At 72.1% G+C, this 20,170-nt stretch carries 23 protein-coding genes; 18 read left to right on the plus strand and 5 right to left on the minus strand.

Going from position 1 to position 20,170, the window contains the following annotated elements; genetic code table 11:
- Positions 1 to 230 precede the first annotated feature (230 nt).
- Genes JOD51_RS00255 through JOD51_RS00270 form a run of 4 tightly spaced genes read left to right on the plus strand, consistent with a single transcriptional unit; the run spans position 231 to position 4,452 of the window.
- On the plus strand, positions 231 to 1,214 hold the full coding sequence (locus JOD51_RS00255; protein ID WP_204606528.1) for a phosphate/phosphite/phosphonate ABC transporter substrate-binding protein: 984 nt from the start codon (positions 231 to 233) through the stop codon (positions 1,212 to 1,214).
- A gap of 30 nt (positions 1,215 to 1,244) precedes the next feature.
- Positions 1,245 to 2,090 carry a phosphonate ABC transporter ATP-binding protein gene (gene phnC, locus JOD51_RS00260; RefSeq protein ID WP_204606529.1) on the plus strand — a complete coding sequence of 282 codons (846 nt, stop codon included), beginning with the start codon at positions 1,245 to 1,247 and terminating at the stop codon, positions 2,088 to 2,090.
- Positions 2,087 to 3,811 (plus strand): PhnE/PtxC family ABC transporter permease, encoded by a 1,725-nt coding sequence (locus tag JOD51_RS00265; protein WP_259558236.1) that lies wholly within the window; start codon positions 2,087 to 2,089, stop codon positions 3,809 to 3,811. The genes phnC and JOD51_RS00265 overlap by 4 nt, the downstream gene beginning before the upstream one ends.
- Positions 3,808 to 4,452 carry an LbetaH domain-containing protein gene (locus JOD51_RS00270; protein WP_259558234.1) on the plus strand — a complete coding sequence of 215 codons (645 nt, stop codon included), beginning with the start codon at positions 3,808 to 3,810 and terminating at the stop codon, positions 4,450 to 4,452. Before JOD51_RS00265 ends, JOD51_RS00270 begins: the two co-directional genes overlap by 4 nt.
- Here JOD51_RS00270 and phnF read toward each other — a convergent pair.
- Positions 4,449 to 5,231 carry a phosphonate metabolism transcriptional regulator PhnF gene (gene phnF / locus JOD51_RS00275; RefSeq protein WP_204606530.1) on the minus strand — a complete coding sequence of 261 codons (783 nt, stop codon included), beginning with the start codon at positions 5,229 to 5,231 and terminating at the stop codon, positions 4,449 to 4,451. The genes JOD51_RS00270 and phnF overlap by 4 nt on opposite strands.
- 163 nt (positions 5,232 to 5,394) lie before the next feature.
- Here phnF and phnG point away from each other — a divergent pair, with 163 nt between their 5' ends.
- From phnG to JOD51_RS00330, 11 genes are all read left to right on the plus strand, one after another.
- A complete protein-coding gene (phnG, locus tag JOD51_RS00280; RefSeq protein ID WP_204606531.1) occupies positions 5,395 to 5,877 on the plus strand; it encodes a phosphonate C-P lyase system protein PhnG in 483 nt (160 codons plus the stop codon).
- Positions 5,874 to 6,494 carry a phosphonate C-P lyase system protein PhnH gene (gene phnH / locus JOD51_RS00285; RefSeq protein ID WP_204606532.1) on the plus strand — a complete coding sequence of 207 codons (621 nt, stop codon included), beginning with the start codon at positions 5,874 to 5,876 and terminating at the stop codon, positions 6,492 to 6,494. The genes phnG and phnH overlap by 4 nt, the downstream gene beginning before the upstream one ends.
- On the plus strand, positions 6,494 to 7,597 hold the full coding sequence (locus tag JOD51_RS00290; protein WP_204606533.1) for a carbon-phosphorus lyase complex subunit: 1,104 nt from the start codon (positions 6,494 to 6,496) through the stop codon (positions 7,595 to 7,597). Before phnH ends, JOD51_RS00290 begins: the two co-directional genes overlap by 1 nt.
- Positions 7,594 to 8,523, plus strand: coding sequence for an alpha-D-ribose 1-methylphosphonate 5-phosphate C-P-lyase PhnJ (locus tag JOD51_RS00295; RefSeq protein ID WP_204606534.1), 930 nt, complete (start codon positions 7,594 to 7,596; stop codon positions 8,521 to 8,523). Before JOD51_RS00290 ends, JOD51_RS00295 begins: the two co-directional genes overlap by 4 nt.
- On the plus strand, positions 8,520 to 9,299 hold the full coding sequence (phnK, locus tag JOD51_RS00300) for a phosphonate C-P lyase system protein PhnK (RefSeq protein WP_204606535.1): 780 nt from the start codon (positions 8,520 to 8,522) through the stop codon (positions 9,297 to 9,299). Before JOD51_RS00295 ends, phnK begins: the two co-directional genes overlap by 4 nt.
- A gap of 7 nt (positions 9,300 to 9,306) precedes the next feature.
- Complete coding sequence (gene phnL, locus JOD51_RS00305; RefSeq protein ID WP_204606536.1) at positions 9,307 to 10,032, plus strand: phosphonate C-P lyase system protein PhnL; 726 nt, start codon at positions 9,307 to 9,309, stop codon at positions 10,030 to 10,032.
- Positions 10,029 to 10,778, plus strand: coding sequence for a DUF1045 domain-containing protein (locus JOD51_RS00310; RefSeq protein WP_204606537.1), 750 nt, complete (start codon positions 10,029 to 10,031; stop codon positions 10,776 to 10,778). The genes phnL and JOD51_RS00310 overlap by 4 nt, the downstream gene beginning before the upstream one ends.
- Positions 10,775 to 11,950 carry an alpha-D-ribose 1-methylphosphonate 5-triphosphate diphosphatase gene (locus JOD51_RS00315; RefSeq protein WP_204606538.1) on the plus strand — a complete coding sequence of 392 codons (1,176 nt, stop codon included), beginning with the start codon at positions 10,775 to 10,777 and terminating at the stop codon, positions 11,948 to 11,950. The genes JOD51_RS00310 and JOD51_RS00315 overlap by 4 nt, the downstream gene beginning before the upstream one ends.
- Positions 11,947 to 12,561, plus strand: coding sequence for a phosphonate metabolism protein/1,5-bisphosphokinase (PRPP-forming) PhnN (gene phnN / locus JOD51_RS00320; RefSeq protein WP_204606539.1), 615 nt, complete (start codon positions 11,947 to 11,949; stop codon positions 12,559 to 12,561). The genes JOD51_RS00315 and phnN overlap by 4 nt, the downstream gene beginning before the upstream one ends.
- Complete coding sequence (locus JOD51_RS00325) at positions 12,558 to 13,439, plus strand: oxidoreductase (protein WP_204606540.1); 882 nt, start codon at positions 12,558 to 12,560, stop codon at positions 13,437 to 13,439. Before phnN ends, JOD51_RS00325 begins: the two co-directional genes overlap by 4 nt.
- 79 nt (positions 13,440 to 13,518) lie before the next feature.
- The gene (locus JOD51_RS00330) at positions 13,519 to 13,662 is read left to right on the plus strand and encodes a hypothetical protein (protein WP_204606541.1); all 144 of its coding nucleotides are present in this window, start codon (positions 13,519 to 13,521) and stop codon (positions 13,660 to 13,662) included.
- A 33-nt stretch (positions 13,663 to 13,695) separates the two neighbouring features.
- On the opposite strand, the gene JOD51_RS00335 is transcribed toward JOD51_RS00330, so the two are convergent.
- From JOD51_RS00335 to JOD51_RS00345, 3 genes are all read right to left on the minus strand, one after another.
- The gene (locus tag JOD51_RS00335; protein ID WP_204606542.1) at positions 13,696 to 14,037 is read right to left on the minus strand and encodes a hypothetical protein; all 342 of its coding nucleotides are present in this window, start codon (positions 14,035 to 14,037) and stop codon (positions 13,696 to 13,698) included.
- A gap of 7 nt (positions 14,038 to 14,044) precedes the next feature.
- A complete protein-coding gene (locus tag JOD51_RS00340; RefSeq protein ID WP_204606543.1) occupies positions 14,045 to 14,860 on the minus strand; it encodes an acyl-CoA thioester hydrolase/BAAT C-terminal domain-containing protein in 816 nt (271 codons plus the stop codon).
- 71 nt (positions 14,861 to 14,931) lie between these two features.
- Positions 14,932 to 15,774: an inositol monophosphatase family protein gene (locus tag JOD51_RS00345; protein ID WP_204606544.1), complete on the minus strand. Its 843-nt coding sequence runs from the start codon at positions 15,772 to 15,774 to the stop codon at positions 14,932 to 14,934.
- 230 nt (positions 15,775 to 16,004) lie between these two features.
- On the opposite strand from JOD51_RS00345, the gene JOD51_RS00350 reads away from it, so the two are divergent.
- The 3 genes from JOD51_RS00350 to JOD51_RS00360 all read left to right on the plus strand — a co-directional run bounded on the left by JOD51_RS00350 (position 16,005) and on the right by JOD51_RS00360 (position 19,242).
- A complete protein-coding gene (locus JOD51_RS00350) occupies positions 16,005 to 16,946 on the plus strand; it encodes a carbohydrate ABC transporter permease (RefSeq protein ID WP_204606545.1) in 942 nt (313 codons plus the stop codon).
- Positions 16,946 to 17,776, plus strand: a complete 831-nt coding sequence (locus JOD51_RS00355) for a carbohydrate ABC transporter permease (protein WP_204606546.1) — start codon at positions 16,946 to 16,948, stop codon at positions 17,774 to 17,776. The genes JOD51_RS00350 and JOD51_RS00355 overlap by 1 nt, the downstream gene beginning before the upstream one ends.
- Before the next feature lie 143 nt (positions 17,777 to 17,919).
- Positions 17,920 to 19,242, plus strand: a complete 1,323-nt coding sequence (locus JOD51_RS00360; RefSeq protein WP_204606547.1) for an extracellular solute-binding protein — start codon at positions 17,920 to 17,922, stop codon at positions 19,240 to 19,242.
- Between the two features lie 56 nt (positions 19,243 to 19,298).
- On the opposite strand, the gene JOD51_RS00365 is transcribed toward JOD51_RS00360, so the two are convergent.
- Positions 19,299 to 20,096 carry a response regulator transcription factor gene (locus tag JOD51_RS00365; protein ID WP_239539740.1) on the minus strand — a complete coding sequence of 266 codons (798 nt, stop codon included), beginning with the start codon at positions 20,094 to 20,096 and terminating at the stop codon, positions 19,299 to 19,301.
- Between the last annotated feature and the right edge of the window lie 74 nt (positions 20,097 to 20,170).

Consider the following 20,170-nt stretch of genomic DNA (forward strand, 5'->3'; position numbering starts at 1 on the left):
GGCGGTGGCGACCAGGGAGTCAGGATACGGCTCGACCGGCACGCGGCGGGTGAGCGGTGTGCGCAACGCGGCTGGCGCGGGCGACGCGTGTGGCGGAGTTGTCTGGATTTCTGGACTGGTTCACGGATTGGCCACCGAGGGAGGGGTTCCACTCCACCTCCCGTCCTTACCGTCACCGTGACACGACCGCGGATCGACTGCGGCAGCGTGCACGACCGGAAGGCCCTCCCATGCATCTGTCCCGAAGCAAGCGCATCGGCATCGTCGGCTCCGTCCTGACCCTCGCGGTGGTCGCCCTGACCGGTTGCTCGGGGAGCAGCACCGCCGCGACCGGCGACGGCCCGGCCGCAGGCTCCTCCTCGTCCGGCAGCTGGGCGAAGTCCCAGGGCACGATCGTCTTCGGTGCCGTCCCCGACCAGGCCGGTTCCGACGCGAACAACAAGCCGCTCGAGGACTACATCGCGAAGGAGACCGGCTACAAGGTGGAGTACTACCCCACCGCCGACTACACCGCGCTCATCGCCGCCTCGGTCGCCGGCAAGGTCGACGTGATGTCCTCCGGTGGTCTGCAGTACGTCCAGGCGACCAACAAGGGCGCGGCGCTGATGCCGGTGGCCGCGACGCTGAGCTCGCCGGACGTCGAGGACCCCGGGTACTACTCCGTGGCCATCACCAAGGCCGGCTCGTCGATCACCTCGTTGAAGCAGGCCAAGGGCAAGACCGTCTGCTTCGTGGACCCGAACTCCACCTCGGGCTTCCTGTTCGGGCTCTACCAGCTGTCCAAGGCCGGCGTCGACGTCTCCACCTCGGGGACGGACGCCAGCGGCAACCCGAAGTTCACGGCGTTCACCGCGTACTTCGCCGGTGCGCACGACAAGTCCGAGCAGGCCGTGGCATCGGGACAGTGCGACCTCGGGTTCGCCGAGGACTCGGTCGCCGAGCCGGCCGTGAAGAAGGGCGACATCACGGCCCTCGGCAAGCAGTACGTCCCCGGAGGCCCGCTCTCGATCTCGACGAAGCTGCCGAAGGACGTCCAGACGAAGCTCGCCAAGGTCCTGTCGGGTGCATCGCCGGACGCCATCAAGAAGGCCGGGATCACCCTGACCGACGGCTTCACCCAGGGGTACTTCGGGGTCCGGGCCGAGGACGCGTCGTACTACAAGTCGATCCGCGACCTCTGCTCCACCATCCCCAGCGCCGACTGCGCCAAGTGACGCGCGGGACCCGGACGAGGGACTGACACCATGCACCGCACGACGACCTCCCCGGTGATCTCCGTCAGCGGGGTCACGAAGGACTTCGGCACCACGAGGGCACTCGACCACGTCGACCTGTCCGTCGAGCAGGGGGAGGTCGTCGTGCTGCTCGGGTTGTCCGGGTCCGGCAAGTCGACGCTGTTGCGGCACGTCAACGGACTCGAACGGCCGAGCTCCGGTTCGGTCCGCGTCCTCGGCCAGGAGGTCCCCACGCTGCGTCCGCGCGCGTTGCGGACCATGCGTGGCCGCGTCGCCATGGTCTTCCAGCAGTTCGAGCTCGTCCCCGCCCTGACGGTCCTCGAGAACGTCCTGACCGGAGCGCTCTCACGGCTCCGCGGACCGCGGCTCGGCGTCTGGTCCTACCCGCGGGCCGTCCGGACCGCGGCGTTGACCCACCTGGACCGAGTCGGCCTGCTCGAGAAGGCCCACCAGCGGGCCGACGAGCTCTCCGGTGGGCAGCAGCAGCGCGTCGCGATCGCGCGCGCCCTCATGCAGGACCCGGAGATCCTGCTCGCCGACGAACCGGTCGCGTCACTCGACCCGGAGTCGAGCGCGCAGGTCATGCGACTCATCCGGGAGATCGCCGCGGACGACGGCCTCACGGTCGTGTGCAGCCTGCACCAGGTCGACATCGCGCTCGGCTGGGGTGACCGCATCGTCGGTCTCCGGCACGGTGCGGTCGTCCTGGACCTGCCGACCGCCGGCATCAGCAAGGCGCAGGTGATGGAGATCTACGGCCGGGTGAGCACCTCGTCGGCCGAGATCCGGGTCATCGCGACCGAGCTCGGCGACGTCGAGCTGCTCGACGCAGCCCGGTCGACGGGGGACCGGTGACGGCCCTCGGAGCGCCGCGCGTCAGCCGTGCCGGTGACGTCGGGGACCGCGCGCCGCGCCGACCGGTCGCGGTCCAGCGGATCATCGCCGGTGTCGTCGTGCTCGGCATGGTCGCCTTCGGCGCCTGGTCGTTGTCGGAGCTCGACTTCGGCTGGAGTGCCGTCCCGACGAGCATCGCGAACGCCGCGAAGGTGTTCCAGCAGATGGACCCGATCAGCTTCCCGGCACCCGGGGACCTGGTCTACCTGATCGGCCTCACCGTCGGCATCGTCATCCTGGGCACCGCCGTCGCCGCGGTGATCTCGGTGCCCGTCGCCTGGATCGCCGCCGCCAACACGACGCCCGTCGCCTGGTCGCGGTGGCTCGGACGCGGGATCGGCGCCCTCACCCGCGCGGTGCCGGACGTCGTGATCGCGCTGGCGTTCTCGCTGACGTTCGCGCTGGGCAGCCCACTGCCGGGGATCCTGGCGCTCGGCATCCACTCGATCGGGATGATCTCCAAGCTCTTCGCCGACGCGATCGAGCAGATCGACGACGGACCCCGGCTCGCCGTCCGTGCCGCCGGCGGTTCCCGTGCGCAGGAGTTCTGGTCCGGCGTCGTCCCCCAGGTGCTCCCCTCCTGGATCGCGATCGCCCTGCACCGGTTCGACATCAACCTGCGCGGGTCCGCGATCCTCGGCTACGCCGGCGTGGGCGGGCTCGGGTACGCGATGAAGATCGCGTTCGGGCAGTTCCCGACCGGGTACGGCCGGGGGCTCGGCATCGCGATCGTCATCTTCGCCCTCTGCGTCGTGCTCGAGGTGGTCTCCTCGACCATCCGCCGCAACCTGCTCGGCGTCGAACCGTCCGGCCGGGGACTCGGCGACCGCATCGTGCGTCGGGCGACCCGGGACCGACCGGCTCCGTCCCGACCGGACGGCCCCGCCGTCACCGTCGCCTCGATGTCCCGTCGACCGTGGACGCCCCGTCGGGTGCGCAACACCGTGTGGTCGCTCGCAGCGGTCGCGCTCGTGGTCTCGAGCTGGTGGATGGCCGGCGTCGACTTCGACGACATCGCCTGGAACCAGGTGGTGCCCACGCTGCAGAGCTTCTGGCCGCCGAACCTCGGCAGCCACACGTTCGCCGACTTCGGGCAGGCGCTGCTCGTGACGGTGCAGGTGGCCTTCGCCGCCGCCCTGCTGTCGCTCGTACTGTCGGTCGTCATCGGGTCGCTCGCGGCGCGCAACGTCGCCCCGACCGGTGCGGTCCGCAGTGTCTTCCGCGTCGTGCTCGTCGTCTTCCGCGGTGTCCCCGAGCTGGTGCTGGCGATCTTCCTGATCATGGTGACCGGGCTCGGCAACCAGGCCGGCGTCGTCGCCCTGGCGTTCGGCGGGATCGGCCTGCTCGGCAAGCTCGTCGCCGACTCGTTCGAGGAGGTACCGTCCGGACCGGAACAGGCGCTCACCGCCGCCGGGGCGACGCGGGGCCAGCGCTACCTGGCCGCGACGCTGCCCCAGGGCCTGCCGTCACTGGTGGGCAACTCGCTGTACCTCGTCGACACCAACATCCGGGCGGCGACGCTGCTCGGGATCGTCGGCGGCGGCGGTGTCGGCTACTACCTGACGAACGCGTCCACCGTCCTCGCCCTGCACGGCCAGGTGACCACCCTCGTGGCCATGGTGCTCGTCGCCGTGCTCGCGGTCGAGGGCCTGGCGGCCTGGATGCGTCGGGTGTACCGGTGAGCGGGCACGGCCTACCGACCGCCGGGGGACTCCGGCTGTCCGAGGAGCCCGCCGTCGGGCCGGGCACCGCGATGACCGGCAGCACGCTCGGACGGTGGGTCGAGATCGGCGACGACTGCCGGCTCACCGACAGCGAGATGGCCGACTACAGCTACTGCGACCGGCTGTGCGACATCGCGAACACGTCCGTCGGGAAGTTCGCGAACATCGCCAGCGCCGTCCGGATCGGAGCGACCGACCACCCGCTCGACCGGGCGACCCTGCACCACTTCATGTACCGCAGCAGCCACTACTGGGACGACGCCGAGGACGACGAGGCCTGGTTCGCGCAGCGTCGTGCCCGGCGGACGCGGATCGGGCACGACACCTGGATCGGCCACGGCGCCCAGGTCAAGCCCGAGGTGACCGTGGGTGACGGCGCGGTGGTGGCGTCCGGTGCGGTGGTCACGAAGGACGTCCCCGCGTACGCCGTCGTCGCCGGGGTGCCCGCGCGGGTGATCCGGCTCCGACAGCCCCCGGAGACCGCCGGACGACTGCAGCGCCTGGCCTGGTGGGACTGGGACCACGCGACGCTCCGGGCCCGGCTCGGGGACTTCCGGACCCTGTCGGTCGAGGACTTCCTGGACCGCTACGAGGGCTAGTCCTCGGCAGCGGGGCCGGTCCGGTCGAGCGCCCCGACACCCGCGTCGGGGCGCTCGACGTCGAGTTCCACCCGGTCCGCGCGGAACCGGGTGATCCCCGCCTGCAGGGGTGTGCCGTCGGGCAGTGCGTCGAGGGCGTGGACGACCAGCACCACGGTCCCCATCGGCAGGGCCATGTCCGACGACTCCTCGCCGCTCGCGATGCGTGCGCCGACCGTCGTGTGGGCACGGAGGTAGTCCTCGATCCCCACGGCACGCAGCGCGGCGGTCATCGACCCGGTGCGGGCGAAGTGCACGTCGACGCCGGGCACCCGGTCGGCGTCGAACCAGTGCGTGCCCCGCGAGATCGTGATGCCGTCGACGGAGCGGGCGGACTCGAGCAGCAGCGCCGGACGGCCGTCGAGCTGCAGTTGCTCGTCGACCTCGGGCGGCGGCTCGGTCACCGTGTCGGCGGACAGCAACCGGCCCGACACGGCCGAGCCCCGACGTCCGAGGCTGTCGCTGAGGCGTGTCCGGAGGCCGATCCGGTGCACGATCACGGAGTGCTCGACGACGAACGTGCCGCTGCCGCGCCGGGAGCGGACGAGGTCCTCGGCCGCGAGGGCTGCGACCGCCTGCCGGACGGTGTTCCGGTGGACACGGAAGCGCTCGGCGAGTGCGCCCTCGGTCGGGAGCTTGGCAGCGGGCGGCAGTGAACCGTCGAAGATCTCGCGGCGGATCTCGTCGGCGATGAGTCGCCACGCCGAGTACCCGCTCGCGGACCGCCCCTGCACCGTCATGCGACCGCACTCTACCGTCGGCGCACGTCGACGCCGGTCCGGCCCGTTCCCCGGATGTTCACCCGCTGTCGTGCTCTGCGTCGCCTCGGGAGGTCGTGCCGGACCCCGGCCCGGGCTACGGTCAAGTTATCCAGAAACACAGACAACTTGACTGGAGTACGTGATGCAGACCGAACCCGGAGTGCCGGCGGCCGTCGCCGAACGGCAGCGGTGGATGCGCACCCTCGCGCTCGCACCGACCGCGGAGCTCGACGCCGCGTGGCGACGACTCGACCCGAAGCCCGACGTGCAGGCCATCCGCGGTCCGGAGACCGGACTCGTCATGGTCCGTGCGCGGGTCGACGCCGGCGGGGACCGCTTCAACCTCGGCGAGGCGACGGTGAGCCGCGCGACGGTGCGGCTGCACGGCGGCCCGCTCGACGCCGACGTCGTCGGGACCTCCTACCTGCTCGGCACCGACCTGGAGCACGCGCGGCTCGCGGCCGTCTTCGACGGACTGCTCGCCGACGCCGGCCTGCGGGAGCAGGTGCTCGCCGACGTCGTCGAGCCGCTCGAGGACGCCCGGGCCGAGCGCGACGAAGCCCGCCGGGTCGAGGCCCGCAGCACCCTGGTCGACTTCTTCACGGTCTCCCGGGAGCACGCATGAGCACCGCCGCAGCCATCCCCACCCCCGGGTTCGACGACCCCACGCTCGACGCCCAGCGCGTGTTCCGCGCGGTCCTCGACGCCCTCGCCCACCCCGGCCGCCGGTACCCGTTGCGCGTCCCCCCGGTGCCGCCGACGGCGTTCGGACCGGGACTCGCCGCCGTCGCACTGACCCTGCTGGACGAGGAGTGCTCGGTGTGGATCGCCGGCGCAGCCGGCGACGACCCCGCACTCGCGGCCTGGCTGTCGTTCCACACGGGTGTGACCCGAGCCGCCCGCCCGGCCGACGCCGACTTCGTCGTGGTGACCCGTGCCTCCCGTCCGGCCCTGGCCGACCTGGCCCAGGGCACCGACATGGACCCGCACCGGTCGACGACCGTCGTCCTCGACGTGCGCGACCTCGACGCTGCCGTGCGCCTCACCGCGAGCGGCCCCGGCATCGACGGCACCGTCGACGTCGACGCCCCCTGGGCCGACGCCGCGTTCCTCGACGAGTGGCGGGCGAACACCGCGCGGTTCCCGCGCGGCGTGGACCTGCTCCTCGTCGAGGACGACCACGTCTCGGCCTTCCCCCGGACCACACGGCTCGCCGTGTCCGACACCACCACGGAGGCCTGATGTACGTCGCAGTCAAGGGCGGCGAGAAGGCGATCGCGAACGCCCACGCCCTGCTCGCCCAGGAGGGCCGTGGCGATCCCGGCACGCCCCGGATCGCCGTCGACGCGGTCGCCGGCCAGCTCGCCGTGCTCGTCGCACGCGTCATGAACGAGGGGTCGCTGTACGACCCCGAGCTGGCGGCACGCGCCGTCCTGCAGGCGCAGGGCGACGTGCTCGAAGCCGTCACCCTGGTGCGGTCCTACCGCACCACCCTGCCGCGCTTCGGCTACACGCTGCCGCTCGACACCGCGACGCTCCCGCCGCAGCGACGGATCTCGGCGACGTTCAAGGACCTGCCGGGCGGACAGCAGCTGGGCGTGACCTTCGACTACACGCACCGCCTGTTCGCCGAGGCCACCACCGACGGGCCCGTCGTCACGGCGAGTGCGGCGGAGCCGTCCGGTCCGATGCCGCGCGTCAACGACCTGCTCGGCGACGCGTCGCTCATCGAACCGGAGCGCTCGCCGGACTCCACCGACCCGGAGCCCGCCGACCTGACCCGCGACCCGACGATGTTCCCGATGAGCCGCGCCGAACGGCTGCAGGCACTGGCGCGGGGCGACGAGGGGTTCCTGCTCGCGCTCGGCTACTCGACGCAGCGCGGCTTCGGTCGCACGCACCCGTTCGCCGGGGAGGTCCGGGTCGGCGAGGTCGAGGTCGAGTTCGACGCCCCCGAGCTCGGCTTCGCGGTGCCGCTCGGCCGGGTCGAGGTCACCGAGTGCCAGATGATCAACCAGTTCACCGGCAGTGCCGACAAGCCCGCACAGTTCACCCGCGGCTACGGCCTGGCGTTCGGCCGGAGTGAGCGCAAGGCGATGTCGATGTCGCTGCTCGACCGGGCACTGCGCGCCGACGAGTTCGGTGAGCGGCGGGAGGCGCCGGCGCAGGACGAGGAGTTCGTCGTCAGCCACAGCGACAACGTGCAGGCGACGGGGTTCGTCGAGCACCTCAAGCTGCCGCACTACGTCGACTTCCAGGCGGAGCTCGGCCTGGTCCGACGGCTCCGCCACGAGCACGAGGAACGCGCGGCTGCTGTCGCCGAGACGGAAGAGGTCCGCGCATGAGCGGCGAGCTGGTGTACAACGTCGGGTACCTCGACGAGCAGACCAAGCGGATGATCCGCCGCGCCCTGCTCAAGGCGGTGGCGATCCCCGGGTTCCAGGTGCCGTTCGCGTCCCGCGAGGTGCCGATGCCGCGGGGATGGGGCACGGGCGGCGTGCAGGTGACCGCCGCCGTGATCGGTGAGGACGACGTCCTGAAGGTCATCGACCAGGGCGCCGACGACACCACGAACGCGGTGTCCATCCGCCAGTTCTTCGCCAAGGTGAGCGGCGCCGCCACCACGACCCGCACGGACGAGGCGACGGTCATCCAGACCCGGCACCGCATCCCCGAGACACCGCTGCACGACGGCCAGGTCATGGTCTACCAGGTGCCGATCCCCGAGCCGCTGCGCTTCCTGGAGCCGCGCGAGACCGAGACGCGGCGGATGCACGCGCTCGAGGAGTACGGCCTGGTCTACGTGAAGCTCTACGAGGACATCGCCCGGTTCGGCCACATCGCCACGACGTACGCGTACCCGGTGATGGTCAACGGGCGGTACCTGATGGACCCGTCGCCGACCCCGAGCTTCGACAACCCGAAGCTGCACCGGAGCCCTGCGCTGCACCTGTACGGCGCCGGTCGTGAGAAGCGCATCTACGCCGTGCCGCCGTTCACCGATGTCGTCAGCCTGGGGTTCGAGGACCACCCGTTCGAGCCCCAGCGGTTCGAGCAGCCGTGTGCGATCTGCGGGTCGACCGGGGTGTACCTCGACGAGATCATCACGGACGACGTCGGGGGCGTGCTGTTCGCCTGCTCGGACACCGACCACTGCGAGCGGGCCGCCGCGGGCACCGCCGCTGGAGGCGCCGCCCCCGCGGGCGGGGCCCCCGGGGCCGCCGTGCCCACCGCCGTCCCGACCACGACGACCGAGGAGGTCACCGCATGAGCGAGCCACGTCCCCTGCTCGCCGTCCGCGGCGCCGGACACCGCTACGGCGACCGGTACGGCTGCCGGGACGTCGACTTCGAGCTGTGGCCGGGTGAGGTGCTCGCCGTCGTCGGTGAGTCCGGCTCCGGCAAGTCCACCCTGCTCGGCACCCTCTCCCGACGCCTGGCGCTGACGGAGGGGTCGATCCGGTACACGATGGCCGACGGCGAGACGGTCGAGCTCGGCGACCTCAGCGAGAGCACCCTCCGGCGGCTGTGGCGGTCCGAGTGGGGCTTCGTGCACCAGGACGCCGCCGACGGCCTCCGGATGCACGTCAGCGCCGGCGGCAACGTCGGGGAACCGCTGATGGCGACGGGCTGGCGGCACTACGGACAGATCCGGACCGCTGCGGCCGAGTGGCTCGAGCGCGTCGAGATCCCGGTGGACCGCATCGACGACACCCCGGCGACGTTCTCCGGCGGCATGCGGCAGCGCCTGCAGATCGCCCGGAACCTCGTGGTCTCACCGCGGCTGGTGTTCATGGACGAGCCGACCAGTGGGCTCGACGTGTCGGTGCAGGCGCGTCTGCTCGACCTGATCCGCTCGCTCGTCGCGGAGCTCGGTCTGGCCGTCGTGATCGTCACGCACGACCTCGCCGTCGCGCGGCTCATCTCGCACCGCACGCTCGTCATGCAGGGCGGGCGGGTCATCGAGTCCGGCCTGACCGACCGGGTGCTCGACGACCCCCAGGCTGCGTACACGCAGCTCCTCGTCTCCTCGATCCTCCAGGGGTGAACGCACCATGACCGAACCCATCCTCACCGTCTCCGAGGTCGAGAAGACCTTCACCATGCACCTGCAGGGCGGGCAGCAGATCGAGGTGCTCCGCGGACTCAGCTTCCGCGTGCACCCCGGCGAGTGCGTCGTCCTCGGCGGCGCGTCCGGCGCCGGCAAGAGCTCGGTGCTGAAGATGGTCTACGGCAACTACGCCGTCGACCGGGGCAGCGTCCTGCTCGGCGGTGACCCGCCGCTCGACCTCGCCACCGCCGACCCCCGGCAGGTCATCGCGGCCCGCCGCGACAGCATGGGGTACGTCAGCCAGTTCCTGCGGTGCGTGCCGCGCGTGCCCGCGCTCCAGGTGGTCGCCGAGCCGCTGCTCGAGCGTGGCGTCGACCGCCGGGAGGCCCGTGACCGCGCCGCCACGCTGCTCACCCGGGTGCACATCCCGGAACGCCTGTGGTCGCTGCCGCCCGCCACCTTCTCCGGTGGCGAGCAGCAGCGGGTGAACATCGCGCGCGGGTTCATCGCGGACCTGCCGCTGCTGCTGCTGGACGAGCCGACCGCGTCGCTCGACGTGCGGAACCGCGACGTGGTCGTCGAGCTGATCGCCGAGAAGCGTCGCGACGGCACCGCGATGCTCGGGATCTTCCACGACGTCGCGGTGCGGGACGCGGTCGCCGACCGCGTCGTCGACGTCGCGATGTCGTCGCCGGCGGTGGCACGGGAACGCGCACGGGTGGACGCATGAGGGCCGCGCTCTACGCCGTGCCGGGGACGCCGTCGGTGCACGCGGGTGCGGCCCGGCTCCGCACCCTGGCGGAACAGTGGCTGGGCCGGAGCGTCACCGGGGAGCCGGTGACCGCCGCGACGCCGCTCGGGCACAGTCGTTCATCGATCGACGCGATCACCGAGCACGCCCGGCGGTACGGCTTCCACGGGACGCTCAAGGCACCCTTCCGGCTGGCGCGCGGGCACGGTCTCGACGAGCTGGACGGTGCGGTCGCCCGGTTCGCCGCCCGACGCCCGCACGTCGTGCTCCCGGCGCTGACCCTGACGCGGATGGACGGCTTCTTCGCGCTGGTCCCCGGCGTCCCGGCCCCGCGGCTCGACGCCATCGCGAACGACGTGGTCGTGAAGTTCGACCGCTTCCGGGCGCCGCTGTCCGACGCGGACCGCGCTCGCCGCGACCCGGCCTCGTTGACCGAGCGGCAACGGGAGCTGCTCGACACCTACGGCTACCCGTACGTGCTCGAGGAGTTCCGCTTCCACCTGACCCTGACCGACCGCGTCCCGGCTGGCCAGCAGCCCGAGGTCGAACGCATGCTCCGGAGCTGGTTCGACGAGGTGCTGGGGCAGGACGTCCCGATCGACGCCCTGGCGCTGTTCGTCGAACCCGAGCCCGGAGCGCCGTTCGTCCTGCACACCGCGCACCGGCTCCACCCCACCCTCACCTCCCGCACCGCAGAAGCCCCAGCCAGCGAAGGAACACGATGACCCGCGAGACCGTCTTTACCAACACCCGTGTCGTGCTCGGCGACGAGACCGTGCTCGGTTCCGTCCTGGTCCGCGACGGTGTGATCGCCGACATCACGAGCGGTCCGGCCGCGACCGTCGGGGAGGACCTGGACGGCGACCACCTGATGCCGGGTGTCGTCGAGCTGCACACCGACCACCTCGAGTACCACTTCAGCCCGCGCCCCGGTGTCTCGTGGGACCCGCTGCCCGCGGTCCTGGCCCACGACGCCCAGCTCTCGGCAGCCGGGGCGACGACCGTGTTCGACGCGGTGCGCATCGGGTCGGAGCCCGACGGACGCGACGGTGCGGCAGCGGCGGCGCACCGTCTGGCCGAGGCCGTCGAGTCGGCGATGGACGCCGGGCTGCTCCGTGCCGAGCACGCGATCCACCTGCGCTGCGAGGTGTCGTCGGCCGACTGCCTCGACGCCTTCCACGAGTTCGACGACGACCAGTACGTCCGGCTCGCGTCGCTGATGGACCACACGCCCGGTCAGCGCCAGTACGCCGACATCGAGGACTTCAAGCGCTACTACCTCGCCAAGCGTCGGGTGAGCGAGGCGGACTTCGAGCAGTACGTGCGGTTGCTGCACGAGCAGTCGGCCCTCCACGCCGGTCGCAACCGCCGCGCCATCGCCGGGCTCGCGGCCGAGCGTGGCATCACCCTCGCCGCCCACGACGACGCGACGCCCGAGCACGTGGCGGAGTCGGTCTCCCTCGGCGTGCACATCTCCGAGTTCCCGACGACCGTCGTCGCTGCGCAGGCCGCGGTGGACCAGGGTCTGCAGGTGGTGATGGGAGCGCCGAACATCGTCCGCGGTGGCAGCCAGTCCGGCAACGTCGCGGCGGCGGAGCTGCTCGACCTCGAACTGCTCGACGTCCTGTCGTCCGACTACGTGCCGTCGAGCCCGCTGCACGCCGTCTTCCAGCTCGTGGCCGACGGCGTGCTGACCATGGCGCAGGGCGCACGGCTGATCAGCACGAACCCGGCCCGCGCGGTCGGACTCGACGACCGGGGCGAGATCGCGGTCGGCAAGCGTGCGGACCTGGTGCGGGTCGCCACGCACGGGCTGCCCGCCGACGAGCGCCGTCCGAACGGTCGGAGCATGCCCGTCGTCCGGGGCGTCTACCGCACCGGGGAGCGCGTGTCATGAGCCCGATCGGCCCGGCCCCGGCCGGCCCGACCCCGATCGGGCCCGGGACGTTCGTCGCGGTCGTCGGGGCGAGCGGCGTCGGCAAGGACGCCCTGATCGACCACGCACGAGCCCGGACCTCCGACACCGTCCGGTTCCCGCGGCGCACGATCACCCGGCCCTCGGGCGCGGGCGAGGACCACGACCCGCTCGACGCGGCGGCCTTCGCGGCGGCGGCCCGAGCGGGTGCGTTCGCCGTCCACTGGCACGCCCACGGGCTCGACTACGGCATCCCGGCGCAGACCGACGAGGACCTCCGTGCCGGCCGGACCGTCGTCGCGAACGTCTCGCGCGGGGTCCTCGCGGAACTCAGCCGGCGCTGCGAACACCTCGTGGTGGTCCGGGTGAGCGTGCCGGACGCCGTCCGCGCCGAGCGGCTCCGGGCGCGCAGTCGCGAGTCCGCCGAGGCGGTGGCGGCACGGTTGCACCGCCCGGACCCCGCACCCGACCAGCACGTCGACCTCGAGATCTGCAACGACGGATCCCTGGAGGCCGGGGGCGAAGCGCTGCTCCGTGCGATCCTCCGGGCGGACGCCGCCGGCCGGGTCGCCGATGCCGGTGGGCCACGGTGACGTCCATCGCGCTCATCGGTCCGGGGGCGATCGGCACCACGGTCGCGGCGGCCCTGCACCAGGTCGGTCGCACTCCGGTCGTCTTCGGTCGTTCGGCCCGCGACGCGCTCCGCCTGCGGACCGGGTCGGGACGCGTCGTCGTGCCGGGTCCGGTCCGGACGGAGGGCGACCCCGTCGACGGCCCCTTCGACCTGGTCGTCGTCGCGGTCAAGACCACACAGGTCGACGGCGTCGCTCCGCTGCTGCAGGCCGTGTGCGGTCCGGACACCGTCGTGTGCGTGCTGCAGAACGGCATCGAGCAGGTCGAGACGGTGGGGCCGCTCGTCCACGGCGCAGCGATCGTCCCGGCAGTGGTCTGGTTCCCGGCGACCCGCGGACCCGACGACGAGGTGCTCCTCCACGGAGCGGCCCGGCTCACCCTGCCGGCCGGTGCCGCGGCCGACCGGGTCGTGGCGGCACTCGACGGTTCGTGGTGCACGGTCGCGACGACGACGGACTTCCACGCCGTCGCCTGGCGGAAGCTCCTGCAGAACGCGGTGGCGGGGCTCATGGTCCTGACCGGCCGCCGGTCCGGGATGTACGTGCGCGAGGACGTCGCCGACGTCGCCCGTGCCTACCTCCGCGAATGCCTCGCGGTGGCCCGCGCGGACGGGGCCGTGCTCGACGACGGCGTGGTCGAGGCGATCCTGCAGGGCTTCCGGACCCGGCCCGCCGACCTCGGGACGTCGATCCTCACGGATCGCACCGCGGGCCTCCCGCTCGAGTGGGACGCGCGGAACGGCGTCGTGCAGCGCCGCGGCCGTCGGCACGGTGTCCGCACACCGCTGTCGGACGTCGTCGTACCGCTCCTGGCCGCTGCGAGCGACGGACCGGGCTGATCCGTCGCGGCCGACGAGGACCACGTCAGCGGACGGTCGGGAGGCGTCACTCGCCCGCCGCGGGCTCGTCCAGTTCGGCATGCCCCTCATCGACAGTGCCGCCGTCGACGAACTCGCCTCCACCTGCGTCGGGCTCGGCCGCTACGACTTCCTGCTCAGCGTCGCGCCGCCCCGGATCCCCGGACTGACCGGCGTCCCGGTCAACCCCATCGCGATCTTCTGACCGCACCAGAGTCGTCCTGACCCAGCCCCGTCCTCACGGTGCCGCACCGATCCAGTGCACGCTCCGTGGGGCGTCGCAGAGCCCGTCGGCCCAGTCCACCGGAAGGAGCTCGCCCGTCCAGGCCTCGCCGGCGATCGCTTCGGCGCTGTCGTCCGTGAACAGCGCGCGTTCGACGGCCAGGTCGTAGCGACGCCCGAGGACCGGGCCTCCCGGGCGATCGCGGTAGAGCACGACCGCGACGTCGTCGGTCAGGGCGCGGCCGGCGACCCACTGCATGCCGTCGTTCCAGTCCGTGTCGTTCGCGAACAGATGCTGCAGGTGCACGAGGAACGCGTCCGTAGAGGCGCGTCGTTCGCCAGGGGTCACGGACGGCATGTCGAGATCATCCACCATCGCCCGTCATCGCGACGACCGCCGACCAGGCCCGCGCTCCGAGGGTGCGGTCTGCTCGTTCCGTGCCGCCGCGCAGCATGGGGAGGCCGCCGACCACGACCGGTTCGCCGGGGAGGACCGTCCGGTGCCCGGCGTCCTCGGAGGTGACGACGATCGTCTCCGAGCCGGCAGCCTGCCGACGGGCGACGATCCGGTCCGCACTGGCGGTGCTCGGCCAGACCTGGTCGTCTCCGCCCGCCACCAGGAGGAGCTTCCCGATGCGCTCGACCGGGATGGTCGCGTGCAGCACCGCGGTCGGGTCCCGACGCCAGGAGCGCTCGTAGAGCGGACGGAACCTCGCCGGCTCCTCCGGCTCGGCGGCAGACCAGTCGAGCGGCACGAACGGCAGCGGCTCGCCCCCGAGGGTCCAGTGCGAGCGTTCGACGCCGGCATCGTCCTTCCACGACCAGACCACATCGGACGGAGCGAAGGCGATCACTCCGTCCACGCCGGGCTGGCCGCCGACGAGCAGCGCCGCTTCCGCGCCGAGCGACGTGCCGACCACCCACACCCGGTCGCTGACGGCACGGAGTCGCTCGATCCGGTCGATGAAGCCCTCGAGTGGGATCTCCCACGGGCCAGCGTGCTGGCCGGGACCACCGAACCAGCGGATGGACTCGGCGATGAAACCGCTCCGCGCGAAGCGTGCGGCACGCTGGTCGTCGACCCTCCCGCTGGAGCCGGCGATGACGAGCGCCGCGTCACCGGTGGGACGGTCGGGATCGAACCGGACCCCCTCCGGGTCGTCGAGTCCTGTGCGACGCATGGACCCATGGTGCGGTCCTCCGCCCGTTCGGGCAACGTGGCGACGGACCCCTCGCGTCGGGTGACCGGACGTCAGGGCGTGATCGTGCTCGAGAGCTGCTGCACCCGTTCGACCAGGGCCCGGTGGTCGACGCCACCGCCGGCCGCCACGTAGTCCTCGGCCCGGTGCGCCCGGTCCGTCGCGACGCCGGACGTGAAGCCGCGGAACCACCCGCCGGCCCGCTCCAGCACCAGCGCCCCCGCGGCGACGTCCCACGGGTGGGTGGCGAAGCCCATCGTGACGTCCGACCAGCCGGCGGCGACGTGCGCGAGGTTCAGCGCACCGCTGCCCGTGCTGTGGTGGTGCCGGTACCGGAGCGTGAGGTCACGGACCAGGGCGAGTGCAGCCTCCTCGCCGAGGAGTTCCAGGTCCTGCTGCACCGGGAAGCTCGTCAGCACGGTCGCGGCGTCCTCGGGCAGGGACACCGACCGGATGGGCGCACCGTCGCGGGTCGCGCCGGTGTCGTCGGCGGCGAACAGGTTGTCGGCGACCGGGTCGTACACGGCGCCGGCCACGACGACCCCGTCGACCTCGGCGGCGATCGAGACGCACCAGTAGGCCAGCCCCCGGGCGAAGTTCGCGGTGCCGTCGATCGGGTCCACGATCCACCGGAGGGACGCGTCACCGGTGCTGCCGCCCTCCTCCCCGAGCACCACCGAACCGGGGAACGCCCTGGTCAGCGCGGTGGTGATGGTCTCCTCGGCGGCCCGGTCGTGCACCGTGACGACGTCGTGGGCGTCGCGCTTCGTGGTGATCGCCATGTCCGAGCGGAACGCCTCGAGGAGTTGCGGAGCGACCTCCAGGCAGGCGGCCTCGGCGGCGGCACGGAGCGCGGCGGGGGTGGGGGAGACGGTGGGCGTGGCGGGCGACGACATGGGACCGGTCTACGACGCGGCCGGTCCTGGACGGGGAACCACGCGCTGCTCCGAGCCGAACCGCAGGTGAACACCGGGGGTGCCCAGCGCTCCGACACGGTTGGTCCGTTGAACGCGGCGTGAACGGACGGCGGCGGGTCGCTGACGTCGCTTGACCGGTTCCTCCGGCCACCCGCACAGTGGACACCGTTCCCGGATAGGGAACGTTCCCTACCCGAAGGTTGCTCGACATGACGGTGTCCGTCCGGCCCGGCCTGCTCGCCGGTCCCGCCCGCCCCGCCAGGACGACCCGGTCCTGGCTGCGGTCCGACCGCCGCGTCGGCATGGCCCTGCTCCTGCCCGCGTCGGTCGTGTTCGGGGTGTTCGTCTTCTACCCGCTCGTCCGCGTCGTCATCCTCAGCACGCAGGGCACCGACATCTTCGGACAGCCCGCCGGATCGGTCGGGCTGCAGAACTACGTCCGGACCTTCACCGACCCGGCCTTCGCCCGGACGATGCTCAACACCGCGCTGTTCTGCATCGGCGTCGTCGCCGGACGGATCGTGTTCGGACTGCTCATCGTCGTGCCGCTGACCGCGAAGCTGCGCGGGATGCCGGTCTTCCGGGCACTGCTCACCTCGCCGATGGTCGTGTCCGTGTCGGCGGGGTCGGTCGCCTTCGCGACGATGCTCGCACCCGGTACCGGTCTGGTGAACACCGTCATCCGGCAGTTCGGCGGCCAGGGCATCCCGTGGCTGACGGACACGCACTGGGCACTCACGAGCGTCGTCCTCGTCACCGTCTGGGGCTCGCTCGGGTTCACCGTGCTGCTGCTCGTCGGGGCCTTCGGGGCGATCGACCCGCAGGTCGTCGAGGCCGCGCAGCTCGACGGCGCCGGCCCGGTCCGCACCTTCTGGTCGGTGTCGCTGCCGCTGGTCACGCCGACCCTGTTCTTCGTCGTGGTCACCGGCACCGTCGAGGCGCTCACCACGTTCGGCCAGATCCAGATCCTCACCTCGGGAGGCCCGGCCGACTCCTCCCGCACGCTCGTCTACGCGATCTACCAGCAGGCGTTCGGCTCGGCGAGCGCGAACTTCGGGCTGGCGGCAGCGCTCGGCGTCGTGCTGTTCCTGCTCGTCCTCGGCCTGTCCCTCGTGCAGTTCGGTGTGCTCGAGAAGCGGGTGAACTACTGATGCGACCCGTCACCGCCCGGCGCTTCCGCAGCGCCCTCGTCTACGCCTGGCTCATCGTCGCCGTCGTGGTCGTGTGCTTCCCGCTCTACTACGTGTTCGAGGGCGCGCTCACCCCGAACGAGTACCTCGACCAGGGGCTGCCCGGCCTGCTGCCCGTCCACCTGACGTTCGACAACCTGGTCCGTGCGACCCAGGTCGTGCCGCTCGGACGGCAGTTCCTGAACAGCGTCGTGGTGACGTTCTGCCAGACGGTGCTGCAGGTCGTGATCGGCATCATGACCGCGTACGCGCTGGTGTTCTGCCGGCTCCGCGGCACCCGGGCGCTGTTCCTCGTCCTGCTCGCCAGCATGATGATCCCCGGCGAGACGACCCTGATCGCGAACTACCTGACCGTCTCGTCGTGGCACATCATCGACACCCTGCTCGTGGTGTTCCTGCCGTTCGTCGCGTCGGCGCTGACGATCTTCCTGTTCCGGCAGGCGTTCCTGAGCTTCCCCGACGAACTGCGCGAGGCCGCGGTGCTCGACGGCGCCGGCCACTTCCGGTTCATCCGGTCGATGCTGCTGCCGATCACTCGGCCGACCCTGGTGTCCGTCACCCTCGTCAGCGCCACGGCCGCGTGGAACGGGTTCTTCTGGCCGCTGCTCGTCACGAACTCACCGGAGAACCGCACCGTGCAGGTGGGCATCGCCCAACTCGCCGATGCCCAGGCGTCCGACGTCGGTGTCGTCCTGGCCGGCGCCGCGATGGTCACGCTGCCGGTGCTCGTCCTGGTCCTCGTCGCCCAGCGGTTCCTGGCCGGTGGCCTGACCGCCGGCGCCCTCAAGTGACCGGCGCCCTGAAGTGACCGGCGCACCGAAGTGACCGGCGCACTGCACGGCCACCGCGCAGCGGTGACCGCCGACGCGCCCGCGTGACCGTCCGTTCCTCCCGTCTCCCTCACCGCTCCCCACCCCGAACAGGAAGCAGCACCATGTCGTCTCGACGCTCCACCGCCGCCCTCGTCCTCGGCGCCGCCACCGTGCTGGCGCTCGCCGGGTGCTCGGCCTCCGGGTCGGCCGCCTCGTCCGGTCCCGTCACCGTCGACTTCTGGCACGCCATGTCCGGCCCCGCCGCCACCGAACTCGACACCCTGGTGTCCGAGTACAACGCCCACAACGCCGACCACGCCACCGTCAAGGCGTCGTACCAGGGCGACTACGCCGCGGTGCAGACGAAGTACACCGCCGCCGTGCAGTCGTCGTCGACGCCGGACCTGCTCATGATGAACGACGTGTCGACCGGCTTCATGATGGACTCCGGCCAGACCGTCGCCCCCACCAGCCTGGGGAAGGTCGACACCTCGTCGATGGCCCCCGCCGCGAAGCGCTACTACAGCGGGAAGGACGGACTGGCAGCGATGCCGTTCTCGGTGTCCGTCCCCGTCCTGTACCTCGACAAGGCGCTCGTCGAGCGGGCCGGACTCGACCCGAAGTCCCCGCCGAAGACCCTCGACCAGGTCGCGACCTGGGCCGAGGCGATCCACAAGGCGACCGGGGCCTACGGCTTCAGCATGAACATGGCCGACTCGTGGATGCTCGAGGAGCTCTCCGCCTCGGGCGGCAAGCCCTTCTGCTCGCCAGACAACGGCCGCGGGTCGACGAAGGTCGACGGGGTCAGCCTGACCTCCGACACCCAGGTCGGCTTCATGACCCGGCTGCAGTCGCTGTACCAGGACGGCGTCGCGCTCAACCCGGGCACCGACTCCGCCGCCATGAACTCCGCCTTCGCCAGCGGCAAGGTCGGCATGCTGATGACCTCGTCCGGCGCGTACACGACCGTCGACCCGGACGGCTCGAAGTCCGTCGTCACGACGTTCCCCACCACCGCCTCGTCGAAGGACGCCGGCCAGGTCATCGGCGGCAACGCGCTCTGGATCTCCGGCAAGGGGCACTCGTCCGCCGAGCAGCGCGCCTCGTACGACTTCGCGAAGTGGCTGCAGACGCCCGACGTGCAGGCGAAGTGGGCGAAGGCGACCGGCTACCTGGCGATGAACACCGGGGCGGCGTCGACCAGCGTTGGCAAGCAGTCCCTGGCCGACCCGAACGTCGCGGCCATGTACCGGCAGCTGGCGGCCGACCCGTCGAGCACCGCGGCGGCGGGCTGCGTGACCGGAGCGTTCCCGACGGTCCGCGCGACCGTCATCGGCGCGTTCAACCGAGTGGTCGAGGGCGCGGACGTCCGCGCCACCATGCGGACGGCCGAGAAGCAGGCGTCCGCGCAGATCGCGGACTACAACGAGGCTGCCGGCAAGTGAGCTGAGCCGTCGCGGACGGGAGGCACGGTGCGGACCCGCACCGTGCCTCCCGTCCGTTACTGCGCGCGTTCCGGCGCCATCAGACCGTTCCGGTACGCGAACGCGATGACCTCGCTGCGCGAGCCGAGCTCGAGCTTGGTCAGGATGTTGCCGACGTGGGTCTTCACGGTCGTCTCGCTGATGTAGGCCTGCCGTGCGATGTCGGCGTTCGAGCGCCCCTCGGCGAGGAGCCGGAAGATCTCGCGCTCCCGCGTCGACAGCGTCGCGACCACCGAGTGGTGTGTCAGCGGGGGGATCGGGACCGGTGCGGTGTCCGGTCGACGTCCGCCGACCCTCCAGGACAGCGCCGCGGCCGCGACCGCCACGACGAGCCACACCGCGATGTCGCTGGTGATGCGGCCGCCCCAGGGGAGGCCGTTGATCGTGCCCCACCGGCCGGACAGCGAGACCGTCGGGACCGTCAGCAGCGCGCCGACGCCGACCGCAGCGGCCAGGACGCCGGCGAGCAGCCGACGCCGGTGGGCGGGGTCAGCAGACCGGGCGACGAGCGCGGGAAGCGGCAGGAGGACCAGGTAGCCGACCCAGCTCGCCTGGCTGAACCGAGCCGGCCAGAAGAGCAGTTGCAGGGTCACCAGCAGCACCGTGCCGATGACGGCCCAGGTCGGCCGCAGGCGCGCCACGCCGAGTGTCGCGGCGTACCCGACCATCACCAGGACCGCGTACGGGCTCGTGGCGAAGGTGTCCTCGTGCAGGGGGACGTCCGCGGTGAACTGGCCGTGTTGCGTCGCGACCCAGGCGGCGAGGAGGGCGGTGGCGACGGCCGGCACGATGGAGGCCCGCAGCAGTTTCGGCATGCTGCTCACGGTAGGACCCGTGGTCGCCTCGTGGGCCGGGTCGGGGGCGGAATCCCCCTGGAGTCGGAGTCGTC

It is taken from the genome of Curtobacterium herbarum (assembly GCF_016907335.1).
In the GTDB taxonomy this organism is placed as follows: Bacteria; Actinomycetota; Actinomycetes; order Actinomycetales; family Microbacteriaceae; genus Curtobacterium; species Curtobacterium herbarum.